The sequence below is a fragment of the Actinoplanes sp. NPDC051346 genome (assembly GCF_040682215.1).
Classification (GTDB): domain Bacteria; phylum Actinomycetota; class Actinomycetes; order Mycobacteriales; family Micromonosporaceae; genus Actinoplanes.
Genome location: NZ_JBFBAJ010000001.1, coordinates 14152 through 29424 on the forward strand (window position 1 = coordinate 14152; position 15273 = coordinate 29424).

16 protein-coding genes and 1 pseudogene are annotated in these 15273 nt (G+C 69.3%); 13 read left to right on the forward strand and 4 right to left on the reverse strand.

Going from position 1 to position 15273, the window contains the following annotated elements; genetic code table 11:
* The first annotated feature begins 387 nt into the window (after positions 1-387).
* From rpsP to AB0M36_RS00110, 11 genes and pseudogenes are all read left to right on the forward strand, one after another.
* Positions 388-903 (forward strand): 30S ribosomal protein S16, encoded by a 516-nt coding sequence (gene rpsP, locus AB0M36_RS00060; protein ID WP_364149984.1) that lies wholly within the window; start codon positions 388-390, stop codon positions 901-903.
* Positions 881-1138: an RNA-binding protein gene (locus AB0M36_RS00065; RefSeq protein ID WP_014447131.1), complete on the forward strand. Its 258-nt coding sequence runs from the start codon at positions 881-883 to the stop codon at positions 1136-1138. Before rpsP ends, AB0M36_RS00065 begins: the two co-directional genes overlap by 23 nt.
* A 17-nt stretch (positions 1139-1155) precedes the next feature.
* Positions 1156-1722 carry a ribosome maturation factor RimM gene (gene rimM, locus AB0M36_RS00070; RefSeq protein ID WP_364152129.1) on the forward strand — a complete coding sequence of 189 codons (567 nt, stop codon included), beginning with the start codon at positions 1156-1158 and terminating at the stop codon, positions 1720-1722.
* Positions 1723-1732: 10 nt separating this feature from the next.
* On the forward strand, positions 1733-2497 hold the full coding sequence (gene trmD, locus AB0M36_RS00075; RefSeq protein ID WP_364149987.1) for a tRNA (guanosine(37)-N1)-methyltransferase TrmD: 765 nt from the start codon (positions 1733-1735) through the stop codon (positions 2495-2497).
* A gap of 126 nt (positions 2498-2623) precedes the next feature.
* Complete coding sequence (rplS, locus tag AB0M36_RS00080) at positions 2624-2983, forward strand: 50S ribosomal protein L19 (RefSeq protein ID WP_364149990.1); 360 nt, start codon at positions 2624-2626, stop codon at positions 2981-2983.
* 225 nt (positions 2984-3208) lie between these two features.
* On the forward strand, positions 3209-4093 hold the full coding sequence (gene lepB / locus AB0M36_RS00085; protein ID WP_364149993.1) for a signal peptidase I: 885 nt from the start codon (positions 3209-3211) through the stop codon (positions 4091-4093).
* Positions 4090-4740, forward strand: a complete 651-nt coding sequence (gene lepB / locus AB0M36_RS00090) for a signal peptidase I (protein WP_364149996.1) — start codon at positions 4090-4092, stop codon at positions 4738-4740. Before lepB (AB0M36_RS00085) ends, lepB (AB0M36_RS00090) begins: the two co-directional genes overlap by 4 nt.
* 88 nt (positions 4741-4828) lie before the next feature.
* Entirely contained in the window at positions 4829-5302 is a 474-nt protein-coding gene (locus AB0M36_RS00095; protein ID WP_364149999.1) for an NUDIX domain-containing protein, read from the forward strand.
* Positions 5302-5976 (forward strand): annotated as a pseudogene (locus tag AB0M36_RS00100) (ribonuclease HII); the annotation flags it as partial. The gene AB0M36_RS00095 and the pseudogene AB0M36_RS00100, both read left to right, overlap by 1 nt.
* 419 nt (positions 5977-6395) lie before the next feature.
* Positions 6396-6719, forward strand: coding sequence for a DUF2469 domain-containing protein (locus AB0M36_RS00105; RefSeq protein ID WP_043532656.1), 324 nt, complete (start codon positions 6396-6398; stop codon positions 6717-6719).
* Between the two features lie 114 nt (positions 6720-6833).
* A complete protein-coding gene (locus AB0M36_RS00110) occupies positions 6834-7295 on the forward strand; it encodes a M23 family metallopeptidase (RefSeq protein WP_364150002.1) in 462 nt (153 codons plus the stop codon).
* 473 nt (positions 7296-7768) lie between these two features.
* Here AB0M36_RS00110 and AB0M36_RS00115 read toward each other — a convergent pair whose 3' ends face one another.
* Complete coding sequence (locus AB0M36_RS00115) at positions 7769-8956, reverse strand: aminotransferase class V-fold PLP-dependent enzyme (RefSeq protein ID WP_364150005.1); 1188 nt, start codon at positions 8954-8956, stop codon at positions 7769-7771.
* A gap of 620 nt (positions 8957-9576) precedes the next feature.
* Positions 9577-10494, reverse strand: coding sequence for a tyrosine recombinase XerC (locus AB0M36_RS00120; protein ID WP_364150008.1), 918 nt, complete (start codon positions 10492-10494; stop codon positions 9577-9579).
* 129 nt (positions 10495-10623) lie between these two features.
* Here AB0M36_RS00120 and AB0M36_RS00125 point away from each other — a divergent pair, with 129 nt between their 5' ends.
* A complete protein-coding gene (locus tag AB0M36_RS00125) occupies positions 10624-11085 on the forward strand; it encodes a pyridoxamine 5'-phosphate oxidase family protein (RefSeq protein ID WP_364150011.1) in 462 nt (153 codons plus the stop codon).
* 558 nt (positions 11086-11643) lie between these two features.
* Here AB0M36_RS00125 and AB0M36_RS00130 read toward each other — a convergent pair.
* Positions 11644-12048: a winged helix-turn-helix domain-containing protein gene (locus AB0M36_RS00130; RefSeq protein ID WP_364150014.1), complete on the reverse strand. Its 405-nt coding sequence runs from the start codon at positions 12046-12048 to the stop codon at positions 11644-11646.
* 450 nt (positions 12049-12498) lie between these two features.
* Complete coding sequence (locus AB0M36_RS00135) at positions 12499-12867, reverse strand: hypothetical protein (RefSeq protein WP_364150017.1); 369 nt, start codon at positions 12865-12867, stop codon at positions 12499-12501.
* A 2136-nt stretch (positions 12868-15003) separates the two neighbouring features.
* Between AB0M36_RS00135 and AB0M36_RS00140 the strand changes: the two genes are divergently transcribed.
* Complete coding sequence (locus AB0M36_RS00140; RefSeq protein WP_071809027.1) at positions 15004-15189, forward strand: DNA-binding protein; 186 nt, start codon at positions 15004-15006, stop codon at positions 15187-15189.
* Positions 15190-15273 lie beyond the last annotated feature (84 nt).

Sequence of the window (15273 nt, forward strand, 5' to 3'; positions counted from 1 at the left end):
CCCTCGGGCTCCTGCGGTTCGAAAGCGAGCCCGGTGCCGCCGTGCGGCAGGAGCATCTGTCGCATGTCCGGGCCGTGCTGACAGAGACCGCTCGCACCCGGCCCTGACGGGCCGGACGACATCAAGGGTCCAGCAATGAGCAACGGTCAGGACCATGCAACCAGGCACGACATCCAGATCTTGATCTTTATCTTGATCTTGACCGACCCTCTTCCCGGCCCGATTGGGACCTAGCGCCCTCCATCTGGCAGAATGAACGGCTGGTATCCGGCACGCGTGAGGCGCCCTCTAACCCTGATCGCGTTGCCAGTCCACCGAGACATCGGTCCCGCATCCCCACGTGGGTTCCGTCGGCTCACCCTCGTGATCATCAGGAGCGAAACAACCGTGGCCGTTAAGATCCGGCTCCTGCGGATGGGCAAGATCCGCAACCCGCAGTACCGCATCGTCGTCGCCGACTCGCGCACCAAGCGCGACGGTCGCGCCATCGAGTACGTCGGCATCTACCAGCCGAAGCACGACCCGTCGGTGATCGAGGTCAAGAGCGAGCGCGTGCAGTACTGGCTCTCGGTCGGCGCGCAGCCGAGCGAGGCCGTGCAGCGCATCCTCGAGAAGACCGGCGACTGGCAGCAGTTCAAGGGCCTGCCGGCCCCGCCGCCGCTGCTCGTCGCGCCGGAGAAGGCCAACCGCCAGGCCGCCTACGAGGCCGAGGCCAAGGCCGCCGCCGGCATCGCCGAGACCCCGGCCAAGCCCGCCAAGAAGGCCACCAAGGTCGCCGCCGCACCGGAGGCCGCCGCGGCCAAGCCGGCGCAGACCAAGGCCGCCGACCCGGCGGAGCCGAACCGCGAGGCCGTCGCCGAGACCGCAGAGGACCCGGCCGGTGCCGGCGCCGACGCGAGCTGACGGGGCGCTCCGGCCCGCGCTGGAGCACCTCGTCAAAGGCATCGTCGACAACCCGGACGACGTCCGGGTGCGGCTGGTCGACTCGCGCCGCGGCAAGCGGCTCGAGGTGCGCGTGCACCCCGAGGACCTGGGAACGGTCATCGGGCGCGGCGGGCGCACGGCCAAGGCGCTGCGTCAGGTCATCGGGTCGATCGGTGGGCGCGGCATCCGCGTCGACATCGTCGACGCGTACTGATCGACCGTCGCGCGATGCTGCTGGTAATCGGTCAGATCGGTAAGCCCCACGGCATCCGTGGGGAGGTTCTGGTGACCGTTAGGACCGATGAGCCAGAGGCGAGATTCGTCGCCGGATCGGTGTTCGCCACCGAGGTCCCCCGGGACCGCAGGGTGAACGCCGGTCCGGCAACCGCCGCCACCCCGGGCGTGGCCTACCAGGTCCCCGGGAAGCTGACCCTGGAATCGCTGCGCTGGCACCAGGGCCGGATCATCGCCCAGTTCGAGGGCGTGCACGACCGCAACGTGGCCGAGGCGCTGCGCGGCGTGCTGCTGCAGATCGACAGCGCGGACGTGACGCCGCCGAACGACCCGGACGAGTTCCACGACCATCAGCTCATCGGGCTGTCGGTGGTCGGGCTCGACGGCACCGAGCTGGGCACGGTCGACCGCATCGACCACGCGCCCGCCTCCGACCTCATCGTGCTTCGCAAGGCCGCGGGCGGCACCGCGCTCATCCCGTTCGTCAGCTCGATCGTGCCGACGGTCGACCTGGCCGGCGGCCGTGTCGTCGTCGACCCGCCCGAGGGCCTGCTCGACCTCTAGAAGGTTTCTCGTGCGCGTCGACGTCATCTCGATCTTTCCGGACTACTTCTCGCCGCTGGACCTGTCGTTGATCGGCAAGGCCCGTGCCGCCGGCATTCTCGACCTCTCTGTGCACGACCTGCGTACGTGGACCTCCGACGTGCATCGGACCGTCGACGACAGCCCGTACGGCGGCGGTCCCGGCATGGTCATGCGCCCGGAGCCCTGGGCCGCGGCCCTTTCCGCCGTGACGTCGCCCTCGGCCACGCTCGTGGTGCCGTCCCCGGTCGGTCGGCCGTTCACCCAGGCGGACGCTGTCTCCTTCGCCGCGTTGCCTCATCTGATCTTCGCGTGCGGCCGCTACGAGGGCATCGACCAGCGGGTCATCGACGACGCCGCGACCCGGATGCCGGTCCGTGAGGTGTCTCTGGGGGACTACGTCCTCTTCGGCGGCGAGGTCGCGGTCATCGTGATCATGGAGGCGGTCACCCGGCTGCTGCCCGGCGTGCTGGGTAACGCCGACTCGCTGACGGAGGAGTCGCACGCGGCCGGCCTGCTGGAGGCTCCCGTCTACACCAAGCCGGCGTCGTGGCGGGGAATGGACGTACCGGAGATCCTCCGCTCCGGTGACCACGGCCGGATCGCCCGGTGGCGGCGGGAGCAGTCGCTGCTCCGAACGGCCGCGCGCCGGCCGGACCTGTTCGAGGCGTACCCGGCCGAAAACCTCGACAGACGAGATCGGGCGGCGATCGAGGACGCCGGATTTCGGATCCCGGGGTCGGATGTGGCAAAGTAGGGAGGTTGCCGTTCGTCCCCACGCCGTGGTGGCCGGACGAGGATCTTCCGCAACTCGCCGAAGATCAGAATCACCCATTCGCGCATCGAACTCCCGGTGCGCTTTGAGTAACACGAGGATGCAGCGATGAACACGCTGGACGATCTTGACGCCCAGTCGCAGCGCACCGACATTCCCTCCTTCCGCGCCGGGGACACGCTCAAGGTCCACGCCCGGGTCGTCGAGGGTAACCGTTCCCGGGTCCAGGTCTTCCAGGGCGTCGTGATCAGCCGCCAGGGCGGTGGCCTCCGCGAGACCTTCAAGATCCGCAAGATCAGCTTCGGCGTCGGTGTCGAGCGCACGTACCCGATCAACAGCCCGGCCATCGACCGCATCGAGGTCGTGACCCGCGGTGACGTTCGCCGCGCCAAGCTGTACTACCTGCGCGAGCTCCGGGGCAAGAAGGCCAAGATCAAGGAGCTGCGCGAGAAGCAGACCGTCAGCTGAACCCCCTAACGGTCCGGGCCGTATTCACTCGGACTGAACGTTTACTGCGCGGGCGAACTACGCTTGCGCCGGTGACGGATGGGAATCAGTGCCATTGCGGCGTTCGCCGCGCTGGCGGCCATTCGCACTACCGCCCGATCTGTTCCCGACAGGGAATGCGGGCGGTAGTGCTGTATCCGGGGCGGTCGACCGGATCGGCGGCGGGAGATGCGTAGCGTGGAACCGATGCAGGGGTACCGGGGATCCTCTTCCCGGCGCCGCCGCGGCCGGGTGATCCGGCGCAAGGAGATGCCCCTCTGGCAGGAGCTTCCGCTGCTGCTGGTCGTGGCCTTCTGCCTCGCCGTGCTCATCCGCACCTTCCTCGTCCAGGCGTTCTTCATCCCTTCCGGCTCCATGGAGAACACCCTGCTCGTCGGCGACCGCGTGCTCGTCAACAAGGTCGTCTACGACATGCGCGACCCGGTCCGCGGCGAGGTCGTCGTCTTCCGCGGCACCGACAGCTGGGCACCCGAACAGCCTTCCGAGCCGATCAGCAACACCTTCGGCGCCAAGCTGGGGCGCACCATCGGCGACCTCGTCGGCGTCAGCCGCCCGGGTGAGAAGGACTTCATCAAACGGGTGATCGGGCTGCCCGGCGACAAGGTGGCATGCTGCGACGACAAGGGCCGGATCACCGTCAACGGCGAGCCGATCGATGAGCCGTACCTGTATGAGGACTCACCCCTCGACGCGCCGCCCAACCCGCGGCAGTGCAGCAGCCGCCGCTTCGCCGAGGTGACCGTTCCCCAGGATGAGATGTTCGTCATGGGCGACCACCGACTGGTGTCCCAGGACGCCCGGTGTCAGGGCACCGTCCCGATCGACAACGTCATCGGCCGCGCCTTCGTCGTGGTCTGGCCCACGAATCGGTTCACCAGCCTTTCCGTGCCCGAGAGCTGGAAGGCGTACGCCGCCGCCCAACCCGTCGGCGCCGCCCCACTGGGATCGTCCCCGGCCCGTGAGCCCGATCCGGGCACCGCGGCAGCAGTGCTCCCATTGCTATTGAGTGTCGGCGTATCCGCGCGTTCCGGACTGTGGTTCAGGCTTCGGGGACGTAGGCTCCGTTCGTGATTGACGAGCAGACCGGCGAGCAACGCCGCGGTTCCTTCTGGCGTGAGCTCCCCATCCTGCTGGGCGTGGCGATCCTGGTCGCGGTGCTCGTGCGTGCCTTCGTTTTACAGACCTTCTACATCCCGTCGCCGTCGATGGAACACACGCTCAACGTGTGGGACAGGGTGTTGGTCAACAAGCTCGTCTACGACTTCCGAGAGCCCCGGCGCGGCGAGATCGTCGTCTTCAAGGCACCCACCGAGTGGCAGCGCGGCACCGAGGGCGAAGACTTCATCAAGCGCATCATCGGCGTCGCCGGTGATCACGTGGTGTGCTGCGACGCAGAGCAACGCCTGATGATCAACGGTCACACGCTGGTCGAGCCGTACATCTACAAGGACGACAAAGGCAACCCCGATCCGCCCGCGGACGAGCCGTTCGACATCACCGTGCCGAAGGGCCGGCTCTGGGTGATGGGCGACCACCGCTCCGCCTCGGGCGACTCGCTGGAGCACTACCAGCTCAAGCAGGACCTCCAGGAGGCCACGATCGAGACGGATTCGATCGTGGGACGCGCCTTCACGATCTTCTGGCCGGTCGGCCGGGCGACCTGGCTGTCGGTCCCCGAGCAGTTCGACGGCATCCCGGAGCCGGCGCCCGCCAAATAGGCCGCTCCCGGCGCTGGGCCGGATGCCGCTCTCGGCGTCGGGGCGGACCCGGGCTCAAGATCGATGTCTGGCGCAATAGGCTGGGGGTATGACGCACATCGACCGGCGGGCCGCGCGGGTCCTCCTCGTCGACGCGACGCAGCGGGTCCTGCTGCTGCACGGCGGCGACCCGGCTCGGCCCGGCCAGCGGTGGTGGTTCACCCCTGGCGGCGGCCTGGACGAGGGCGAGACCCACGCGCAGGGCGCCGCCCGGGAGCTGTTCGAGGAAACCGGTCTGCGTCTCCACCCCGCCGAGCTCGGAGAGCCCGTGCACCATGAGGTGACGGAGTTCAGCTACGACCACCGGCAGTACCGGCAGGACCAGCATTTCTTCCTCCACCGCGTGCCCGCCTGGGAGGTCGACTTCGCCGGATTCGACGCCCACGAGCGGCGGACCATCACCGAGCACCGCTGGTGGACCATCGCCGAGATCGACGCCTCGGACGAGGAGATCTACCCGCTGGACCTCACCAGCCTGCTGCGGCGGTGCCTGGCCGAGAGCGAATCGCTGCGGAGCCACTGATGCTCGCCCCACCCCGCACCGTCGTCCGCCGCGAGGGCGGGCTCTACGCGCTGGAACGTGCCCTGCAGCGCCGCGGCTTCCGCCACGTCGCCGGCGCCGACGAGGCCGGCCGGGGAGCATGCGCCGGTCCGCTCGTCGCGGGCGCGGCCATCCTGCCCGAGGGCAAACGCGGCGAGATCGACGAGCTCGCCGACTCCAAACTGCTCACCGCCGCCGCCCGCGAACGCGTCTACGCCGAGGTGGTCAAGCGCGCCCTCGCCTGGTCGGTCGTGATCATCCCACCGGCGGAGGTCGACGCCCGGGGCCTGCACGTCTGCAACCTCGCGGCGATGCGCCGGGCGCTGGCCTCGCTCACCACGGCCCCGGACTACGTCCTCACCGACGGCTTCGGAGTGGACGGCCTCGGCGCACCCGGGCTGGCGGTGTGGAAAGGCGACCGGGTAGCGGCCTGCGTGGCCGCGGCCAGCGTGCTCGCCAAGGTCACCCGGGACCGGCTCATGGTGGAGCTCGACGGCAAATTCCCGGGCTACGGATTCGCTGTGCACAAGGGCTACATCACCGACGAACACAGCGCGGCGCTCACAGCGCACGGGCCTTGCGTGGAGCACCGGTTCTCATATGTGAATGTGGCCGCGGCGTCCGGGCGTGGGGATCATCCGCCGCGGGCTCGGCGTCCGGCGGAGGCGCGGGGGGCGGGTTTCGCCTCACCGTCGTCCTCGGATGCTGGTGCTGCCCCGGCGGCCGATGGCGGTTCGGGTTCGTTTTCTGAGGCTGATCCGCGCTCGCTTTCGGGCGCTGGTTCGTCCGCGCCTTCTGGCGCTGGTTCGCGTTCGCTTTCGGGCGCTGGTTCGTCCGCGCCTTCTGGCGCTGGTTCGCGTTCGCGTTCGGGTGCTGGTTCGCGTTCGGGTGCCGGTTCGCGTTTGGGTGCTGGTTCGTCCTCGGGTTCGGGTGCCGGTTCGCTTTCGGCGGCGGCTTCCGCCGAGCCGCTGATGCTCTGGCCGGAGCTTGAGGGTACCGTCGGCGTGGCGTCGGGCGAGCGGCCTCGACCGCCGGTGTCGGTGGGGGAAGATGAGGCCATGGAGGGCGAGAAGCGATGAGCGCAGAGGATCTCGAGAAGTACGAGACCGAGATGGAGCTGCAGCTCTACCGGGAGTACCGCGACATCGTCCGCCAGTTCTCATACGTGGTGGAGACGGAGCGTCGCTTCTACCTGGCGAACCAGGTGGACCTGCACGTGCGCAACTCCGACGGCGAGGTGTACTTCGAGGTCGAGATGCACGACGCCTGGGTCTGGGACATGTACCGGCCGGCCCGCTTCGTGAAGAACGTGCGGGTGATGACCTTCAAGGACGTCAACGTCGAGGAGCTCGAGAAGCCGGACATCTCCCTGCCTGACGACGCCAACTTCGGCGGCTGACCGCAGTCCACAGCGTTCGTTGTCCACAGGTCGTCGCATGCCGGGTACCGCGCATTCCGGCGGCTAGGTGTTTGTCCACAGGCCGTCCCGCGCCGGGCGGCCGAACCCGGCACGATGCCGGGCATGACTCCGCTGATAGCGCTCCTGCTCTCCCTGCCGATCCCGTGGCCGCCCTTCCAATGGCCGATACCCGGCACCGCGATCACCCGCCACTTCGACCCGCCACCAGAGCCCTGGCTGGCCGGCCACCGCGGCGTGGATCTCGCCGCCACCCCGTCCACACCCGTCCGTTCGGCCGGCGCCGGCACGGTGATCTTCACCGGCACGGTCGCCCAGCGGGGCGTCGTGAGCATCGCCCATCCCGGCGGCCTGCGCACGACCTACGAACCGCTCACGATGATCTCGCTGCGAGCGGGTGACACAGTCCAAGCGGGGCAGGCGATCGGGACGCTGTCGCCAGGCCACCCTGGCTGCCCGGCCCCGGCATGCCTGCACTGGGGATTGCGCCGCGGCGCCGACTATCTGGACCCGCTGACGCTGCTGGGCCTCGGCCAAGTCCGCCTGCTGCCACTGTGATGCCGGCGCCCGGCTGCGGCACTTCCGCACCGGTCCGCCCCAACGGGGTTATGGCCTGCGTCCGGACCGACCAGTCCTGAGTCTGAGTGCCGGTGTTCCGCCTTTCGCGTCCGGGTGTGGGCATCCCGCGCTTCGCCTCCGGTCGCGGGTGTCCCGCGCATCGCCTCCGGTCGTGGCGTCCTGCGCTTCGCCTCCGGGGCAGGTGTTCGGCGCTTCGCGTCCGGGCGTGGTGTTCCGCGCTTCGCGTCCGGGCGTGGTGTTCCGCGCTTCGCGTCCGGGCGTGGGTGTTCGGCGCTTCGCGTCCGGGTGTGGGTGTGGGTGTTCGGCGCTTCGCGTCCGGGCGGGGTGTTCGGCGCTTCGCGTCCGGGTGTGGGTGTGGGTGTTCGGCGCTTCGCGTCCGGGCGGGGTGTCCTGCGCTTCGCGTCAGGGTGCGGCTGTTCCGCGTTTCGCGTCCGCACGGGTTATCCACCGCTTCACCGCAGGTTGGCGAGGAGCTCCGGCAGGTGTTGAGCAAGGCGGTCGTATTCCTCCGCGCGGTTGTACACCTGGGCGCTCAGCCGCAGCCACCCGCGCCCACCCCACGCGTTCACCGCTACCTCGGTCGCCAGCTTCTCCGCGATGTGTTGCCGCAGGGCGTGCGCCTCGGGATACGTCGTCGCCACGCCCGACGGCAGCGGAAGCACCCGCATCGAGGCCTCCGCAGCGCCCGGGTCGGGCAGATCGGTGGGCGCAAGGCCGAGGGCATCACCCACCACCCGCTGACCGTACGCCGCCAGCGCCGAATTGTGACTCCGGACGGTGTCCACGCCGAGAGTACGCAACGTGAAGAGCCCGGCCGGTGCGGAGAGCCACGAGGTGTAGTCCACCGTGCCGTGGAACTCCACTGACAGGGGGAAGCCGGCATCCTGCTCCCACGAGACAACGAGCGGCTCCATCCGGCGACGCCACGGCTGCGCCACGACGAGCAGGGCGGTGCCCCGGGGCGCGTACGCCCACTTGTGCAGGTTGCCCACCCAGAAGTCGGCGCCGATCCGGTCGACCTCGACCGGCAGCATGCCCGGCACATGCGCGGCGTCGACCAACACCGGGATCTCGTGCTCGCGAGCGGCGGCCACGACCTCCCGGACGGGCAGCACCTTGGCCGTAGGAGACGTGAGCTGGTCGACGATCAGCAGCTTCGTCCGCCCCGGCCGCAGCGCACTCCGGATCCGCGACACGACCTCCGCGTCCCCGGCATCGACAGGCAGCGCCACGGTCCGCGCGGTAGCCCCGTCACGCCGGCACTGCCGCCGCGTGGCCAGGGCGTTCGAGCCGTACCCATGATCGGTAAGCAGCACCTCGTCCCCGGGCTGCAACCGCACCGACTGCAGCACCAGCGAGACACCGGAGGTGGTGTTCGGCACGAGAGCGCTGCCCTCAGGATCGGCGCCGAGGAACTGAGCCACATGACGTCGGGTATGGACGATGCGATCGGTAAGCCCGGGCGGCCCGAAGAAGGACATCGGGTTGCGCTCGGTCTCGTCCCGCAGCCGCTGCTGAGCGCGTTGCACACTGATCGGCACCGCGCCGAACGAGCCATGGTTGAGATAGGCGGTGCCAGCATCGAGGGAGAAGAGGAGCCGCGCTCCCGGAATGGGCGGGGGCGGATCTCCGGCGCTCACGCTGCGATCGTACGTCACCGCACGATGCCGGGTACGACGATCAAGAACGGCCACCCGCGCCGCCCATCGTCGCCGCCTCGCCCCGGGGATGCCGGCGGCGGCTTGGGGATCCCGGTTTCGCCTCGGGGATGCCGGCGGAGCCTTGGGATGCCGGTCTCGCCACTTGACGCCGGCGCAGCCATGGGATGCCGATGTCGCTCAGGACGCGGTGTTGCCGTGAGGACGCCGTGTCGCCGAAGGGTGCCGCGCTCTCGAAGGCGCCGCGTCATTGAAGAGCGCCGCGCGGTGGAAGGCGTCGCGTGATTGACGGATGCCGGGGGTGTGGAGGGCGCCGCGTGACGATCAGCAGGTCATCACTGGGGTGCAACGCCGTTCCGGGCTGCCGTGCTGTTGCGGGGTTGCCGCGCCGCCATGGGGTTCCGAGGCTCTGCCGGGGTGCCGGGGTGCCGGGGTGCCGGGGTGCCGGGGTGCCGGGGTGCCGGGGTGCCGGGGTGGTGTGGTGTGGTGTGGTGTGGCTCTGTCGTACCGCGTGGCGGTGACGCTCTGCCTGGCGGCGCAACCCCGCGCACGTCGGCGCCGCTCGATGAACCTTGTGGTGCTTGTCTGGTGTCGGGATCGTCTCAGGCGCGGGGGTGGGCCTGTTCGAAGGCCGCGCGGAGCCGTTCTGTCGACACGTGGGTGTAGATCTGGGTGCTCGACAGCGACGCGTGACCCAGCAGGTCCTGGACCGCCCGGAGGTCGGCGCCCCCGTCCAGCAGGTGGGTCGCCGCCGAGTGGCGCAGGTCGTGCGGGCTGGTGTGGGGCAGGCCGGCCGCGCGGGCCGCCGCGTCCACGATCCGGCGTACTACCGTCGGCTGCAACCGGCCGCCTCGGGCGCCGAGGAACAGGGCGTCGCGGCTGCCAGCGTTGGCCAGCTTCGGGCGTCCGTGCCGCAGCCAGTCGTCCAGGGCGTGTTGCGCCGGCAGACCATAGGGAACCGCCCGTTCCTTGGCGCCCTTGCCGAGGACGCGGATCACCCGACGCGCCTCGTCCACGTCGGTGCGGTCCAGGCCGCAGAGCTCGCTCACCCGTACTCCGGTCGCGTAGAGGAGCTCGAGCACCGCTCTGTCGCGTACCCCATGGGGGTCGGTCGTGGTCACGACCAGGTCCGCGGCCTGATCGGCGCGCAACACCGACGGAAGATCGCGATGGGCTCGGGGGCTGGCGAGCTGCGCGCCGACGTCGGCCGCGCACAGCCCGCAGCGATGCGCCCACGCGGTGAACGTGCGGGCCGCGGCCGCGCGGCGGGCCTGCGAGGTGCGCGCGGCGCCGTCGGACATCCGCTGCGCGAGCCACCCACGGAGGACGGTGATGTCAAGATCGCTGGGGGAGGAGTGCCCGGCCTGGGCGGCATGACCGAGGAGAGAAACGACATCACCGACATATGCCCGTACGGTGTGGGCGGAGCGGTTGTCGACCCGAGCCAGATGCAGGCCGAAGTCGTCCACGGCCTGGCGAAAGGCGGGCGGCAGCGCCTCATGAGCATCGCGGGTGTTCATCGGTCCATCATTCCGCCTCGGCAGGTGTGCCGGCACCCGCCGACGATTCGCCCGGCGTGCCGCCGCAATTCTCGTTCCAGCGGCGTTGACGTTGGCGTTCTTGTCGGACCCTCGCTCTAGGGTCGGACCATGGCGAGTTGGCACGAGATAGAGAAGGACAGCCCGGCGTTCGCCGCCAAGGTGAAGTCTCGCTTCGACGCGGGCACCAACAAGACGATCGCGACCCTCCGTCGCGACGGATCTCCCCGCATCAGCGGCACGGAGCTCAGCTTCGACGCCGGCGAGATCGTATTCGGCTCGATGAGTGGCTCGATGAAGCTCCTCGACGTCCGCCGCGACCCCCGCATCGCGATTCACAGCCCCTCCGTGGATCCGCCGCCCGACCATCCGGAGCGATGGCCGGGCGACGCCAAGCTCACCGGCACGGCGGTGGAGATGCCGGTGCCGGCGGACAGCCCCTTTCCGGATTCGGGCTACTTCCGGGTGGACGTGCGGGAGGTGTCGCTCACCTACGTCGGCGACCCGGCGGACCATTTGGTGATCGAATCCTGGGATTCAGCGCACGGCTACCGGCGCCGCACCCGCGCGTAAGGCCGGCGGATCATCGCGGCCCGGCGTTTCTGGGCCGACGCTTCGGTGCCGCTGGTGGGTTTCTGGGCCGACGCTTCGGTGCCGCTGGTGGGTTTCTGGACCGACGCTTTGATGCCGCTCGGTGGGTAGCCGGCATACGCCGGTCGATCGCCGGTCACCGGTGCGGATTCGTGTGTCCAAGCAGCTTGCCGGAGTGCTATCGGCGATAGTGAGGCAGCCGTCATGAGAGCAGTGGCGGGGGTGGAGGGCTTCGGGACGTCGGGCTGCGACCGGTCGGTAGCGCTGCGAGCTGGGGGGACGAACGCTTCGAGGCTGGCGCGTGGGCTGCCGGTAGAGGCTGGCCTCGCGGGTGTCGCTAGAGACAGGCGTCGGGGTTAGCGACGGGCCGTCGGGTCCAGCGAGGGGCGGGAGTTCAGCGACGGCGTCGCGGACAGAGTCTGGCCGTTAGTGACGGGCATCAGAGGTGGGGGCGTCAGCGGCGGGCGTCGCGGTCAGGGCGGGGGCGTCGGCGGCGGACGTTGCCGTCAGGGGGACGTTGCCGTCAGGGGGACGCTGCCGTCAGGGGCGCGTCAGTTGGACGCGGTCGGCGGGGTGGACCGTGATCGTGCCGTCCGTGGCGGTGACGACCAGGACGGGCACGCCCTCGCTGAGGCGGTAGGTGCGACGTTCCGCGTCGGTGGGCATGCGCGCTCCGGCTTTTTCGCCGCGGCCAAGGGTGACGATTTCCATCGGCTCAGGCACGCGCACGAACGTCCCTCGAGGACGGTCGACCGTGACCAGGCCCTCGGTGCGGAGCTGGCCGATCGCCTGCCGGACCGTCGTGCGGCTGATGCCGTACTCCTGTGCCAGGCGCAGTTCGCTCGGCAACGGCTCGCCCGGCGAGAGTTCGCCGGAGTCGATCTGGCTGCGCAGCAGATCGGCGAGTTGGCGGAACACCGCACGGTCGGCCGAGGGATCGATCATGGCAGACACCGTACGTGGTCACGATGCTCCATAATATTGTACGTACGAAGGAACATCGGTATGATCGTCCCGCCACGCTGAGAAGGCCGAGCTTGATCGCGTGGCGAGCGGCGGTCGGCGGTCCCCCAAGGTCCCGGCCGCCGTCTACCCTTCACTGTTGCGTCATCCGGGGGTGGCTTTGTCGACCTTCGACCGGGATCCGGAACAACCGCCGGCCGATCCGCCCACCGGCGCAGACCCGCTGATCTGGCGCCTGGCTCACGGCCTGCACCGGGATCACCGGCCCCGCAAGGACGGCTTCTGCACTACCTGCCGTGGCTTCTGGCCCTGCGACTCGCACAGTTTGGCCCGCCAAGGCCTGGCCGCGGCACTCCGGCGTGGGGTTCCCGTGAAGGGTTTGCATGCGCATACGCGGCGGATCAAGCGTCACGAGAGGAACGCTGGCACCCACTACTGATCGATGGCTTCCTCGCCATTGGAAGCAGTGGTTTCGTCGAGACCCGAGACAGTGGTTTCGCTGGGAGGCGGCGTTGTGGTTTCGCTGGGGCGTGGCGCAGTGGTTTTGCCGGGCGGCGGCGTTGTGGTTTCGCCGGGAGGCGGCGTTGTGGTTTCGCTGGGAGGCGGCGTAGTTGTTTCGCTGGGAGCCTGCGTAGTGGTTTCGTTGCCGATCGGCGCAGCTTCCGCAGGTAAGCCAACTTCGCCCTCTCTGCCGGTCCTTCGAGGATGAACCCATCCCAGAAATCGCTGCCAGAGATCGGCTGGTGGCAGCTCGCCCCGCGCCGTCAGGTCGTGGGCGGCCATGGCCATGTAGGACGTCATGTACAGCGCCAGGCACGAGGGATATCGCCGGAACTCGACGATGAGTTCCGCTTTCGCCTGAGGGCAGGGCCATGGGCGTGCACAGGCCACGCAGTTCCACCGAGGTGGGAAGCCCTGATGCTCGATGGGCGGCCAGGCTGGGTACGGAATAATCACCATGGGCGGCCCCGATGCGTCCCCCGCAGGCAGTGGTGTTCGGACGACGTCGCGACGTCGCGCCTGAGCAGAAACGAGAATTGGTCACTTTGATCGCTCTCCGAAGCTGCGGCACAGCGCGTGCCGTTGGTTGTCATGTGCGGCCCTGATTCGCACGGAAGGCCTGCGCCGGAGTGAGCGCGCCCGCTCTCCCGATCTGATCAAAGGCCACCGTGGGTCCGGCCCATCTGGGCGCGGCGCGGTCTGCAGAGGCGCAGAGCGCGACGTTGTCCTCAGACCCGCTGGATGTGGCGTTGTCCTCCTGCCCGCCGACGTCCACCGGTCCGCCAGGTGCGGTGTGGTTCACCGGTCTGCCAGGTGAGTAGTTGTCCGCTGGGTCGCGAGCTGCGGTGTGTGCCGCGGGTCTGCCGGGTGTGGGGTTGTCCGTTGGGCTGCGAGCTGCGGTGTGTACAGCGGGTCTGCCGGGTGTGGGGTTGTCCGCTGGGCTGCGAGCTGCGGTGTACACCGCGGGTCTGCCACGTGTGTGGTTGTCCATCGGTCCGCTAGGTGCGGTGTGCTCCGTGGGACGACCAGGCATGTAGTTGTGGGCGGCGCCGCTGGCTGCGGGGCCGTCTCTGGGGCCATGCCGACATCGATGTTGACTGGATGATCGGGCGTTCGCCGTCGCTGCCGCGTCATGGTTCGGCGTGCGGGGACTCGGCACTGCCCAGTGAACAGGCGGCAAGAAGCCTCCGCCGTCGGGCGGAGTGCCGTCGGCGGAGGGGGGCTGAACAGAGTTCAGCGGACGCGTCGTTGCGTCCGCCGAAGGCGATGCTGCGGTGTTCCACCATCCGAGGTCCCTCGCCGAGGCGCCGCCGGGTGCTCTATCAGCGTCGGGAACGTCTGTCCGCCAGATCCGGCTTCTTGGACGCGCCTCCTCGTCCAAGAAGCGGTGAGCCGGTCCCGCGTTCTCGCGTGAGGCGTCGCCTGCCGCGTTTGTATTCGCGGGCGGGAGGAAGCGCGCTGGCGGTGCGGCTTCGTGCGGGATGTGGGACGCGGGCGGTGGGTGCTCGTGCGGCATGTTGGGTGCTGGCGGTGGGTGCTCATGCGGCATGTTGGGTGCTGGCGGTGGGTGCTCGGCCGGGTTGTTGAGTGCCCGGTGTGTGTTCCCGGGTGGGAGATAGCGCGCTGGCGGTGCGGCTTCGTGCGGGATGTCGCACGCGGGCGGTGCGTGTGTCTGCGTCGGTTCTCGTGCCTGGGGGAGGGGGTTTCGGTGGAGCTCGTTGCCGTGAGGCGAGGCTCTGCTCATGGAGTTGGAATGTTCGTCATTGGATCGGTGATCCGTCGGTGGAAACGCGCCGGCTGCCCCGTGTGAAGGAGTGTCATGCGGCCGCCCGCCGGATCTTCGGGTTGGGGGTGGCGAAATTCCTCTGGCCGTCGACAGATGAATTTCAGGGGTGGGCGGCGGATGGATCCCACTTGTTGATGGTGGATGAATGACTGGGACTGGTGGCGGCCCGTGGCGCCGGGTGCCGATTGTCCGCGGTGGTTCTGGGCCCGATGCCGCATTCCATCCGGTATGCCGGTCCGCCGTGTGGGCAGCCCTTGGCGATCGGGGAACGACGGATGCTTCGACGGTGAGCGGCATAGCCGCTGGAGTTGGTCGGGGAAAGTCCGGCGTGCGCCGTAGGGGCGTGGCCGGCGGGCAGTCATGGGCGTTCGAGGCCCGCATTTCCTGCTCGCGGCGAGCCGCCGAGACGCCCGGAATCGGCGCCTTGTCGAAGGGACATGGGACATCGTGACCGCATGCGCAACGGCGCCACAGGCTGCGCCAATGGCGTCTGTGGGTCCTCAGGTGCGGAGCCGGATCTGGGCTCCGCCCGCGTGGGGTAGTCATGCAGCCACTGTAGTTGACCCATAACTAGCTGTCTTTGAACAAGTTGACCCATGACTAATAGTCATGCGCCTACGGTCGATCATGTGGCTAAGGCGATCCGACTCATGGGTGCGCACGAGATCCGCGTCCGCTTGGGCGGGGTGAGCCGGCAGCGGGCGTATCAGATCACCAGCAGGGCCGACTTCCCCGCGCCGATCGCGGACCTCGCGCAAGGCAAGGTCTGGCTGACCGAGGACGTGGAGGCGTGGATGAAGGTCCATCGCCGCGACCTCGACGACACCGAAGGCTAGGCCGGACCAACCTCCTCGCTAGGCAACGTGGACTCCACGGCCTCGCGCCATGAAGCCTGGCCTGCGGCCGTGCAACGCACTGCC

What these genes read in the sequence shown, in the direction of transcription:
- rplS (WP_364149990.1), top strand. Translation starts at nt 2,624, where the DNA reads ATGAACACGCTGGACGATCTTGACGCCCAGTCGCAGCGCACCGACATT.
- lepB (WP_364149993.1), top strand. Translation starts at nt 3,209, where the DNA reads ATGCAGGGGTACCGGGGATCCTCTTCCCGGCGCCGCCGCGGCCGGGTG.
- AB0M36_RS00095 (WP_364149999.1), top strand. Translation starts at nt 4,829, where the DNA reads ATGACGCACATCGACCGGCGGGCCGCGCGGGTCCTCCTCGTCGACGCG.
- AB0M36_RS00105 (WP_043532656.1), top strand. Translation starts at nt 6,396, where the DNA reads ATGAGCGCAGAGGATCTCGAGAAGTACGAGACCGAGATGGAGCTGCAG.
- AB0M36_RS00110 (WP_364150002.1), top strand. Translation starts at nt 6,834, where the DNA reads ATGCCGGGCATGACTCCGCTGATAGCGCTCCTGCTCTCCCTGCCGATC.
- AB0M36_RS00120 (WP_364150008.1), bottom strand. Translation starts at nt 10,494, where the DNA reads ATGAACACCCGCGATGCTCATGAGGCGCTGCCGCCCGCCTTTCGCCAG.
- AB0M36_RS00125 (WP_364150011.1), top strand. Translation starts at nt 10,624, where the DNA reads ATGGCGAGTTGGCACGAGATAGAGAAGGACAGCCCGGCGTTCGCCGCC.
- AB0M36_RS00130 (WP_364150014.1), bottom strand. Translation starts at nt 12,048, where the DNA reads ATGATCGATCCCTCGGCCGACCGTGCGGTGTTCCGCCAACTCGCCGAT.
- AB0M36_RS00135 (WP_364150017.1), bottom strand. Translation starts at nt 12,867, where the DNA reads ATGACGTCCTACATGGCCATGGCCGCCCACGACCTGACGGCGCGGGGC.
- AB0M36_RS00140 (WP_071809027.1), top strand. Translation starts at nt 15,004, where the DNA reads ATGGGTGCGCACGAGATCCGCGTCCGCTTGGGCGGGGTGAGCCGGCAG.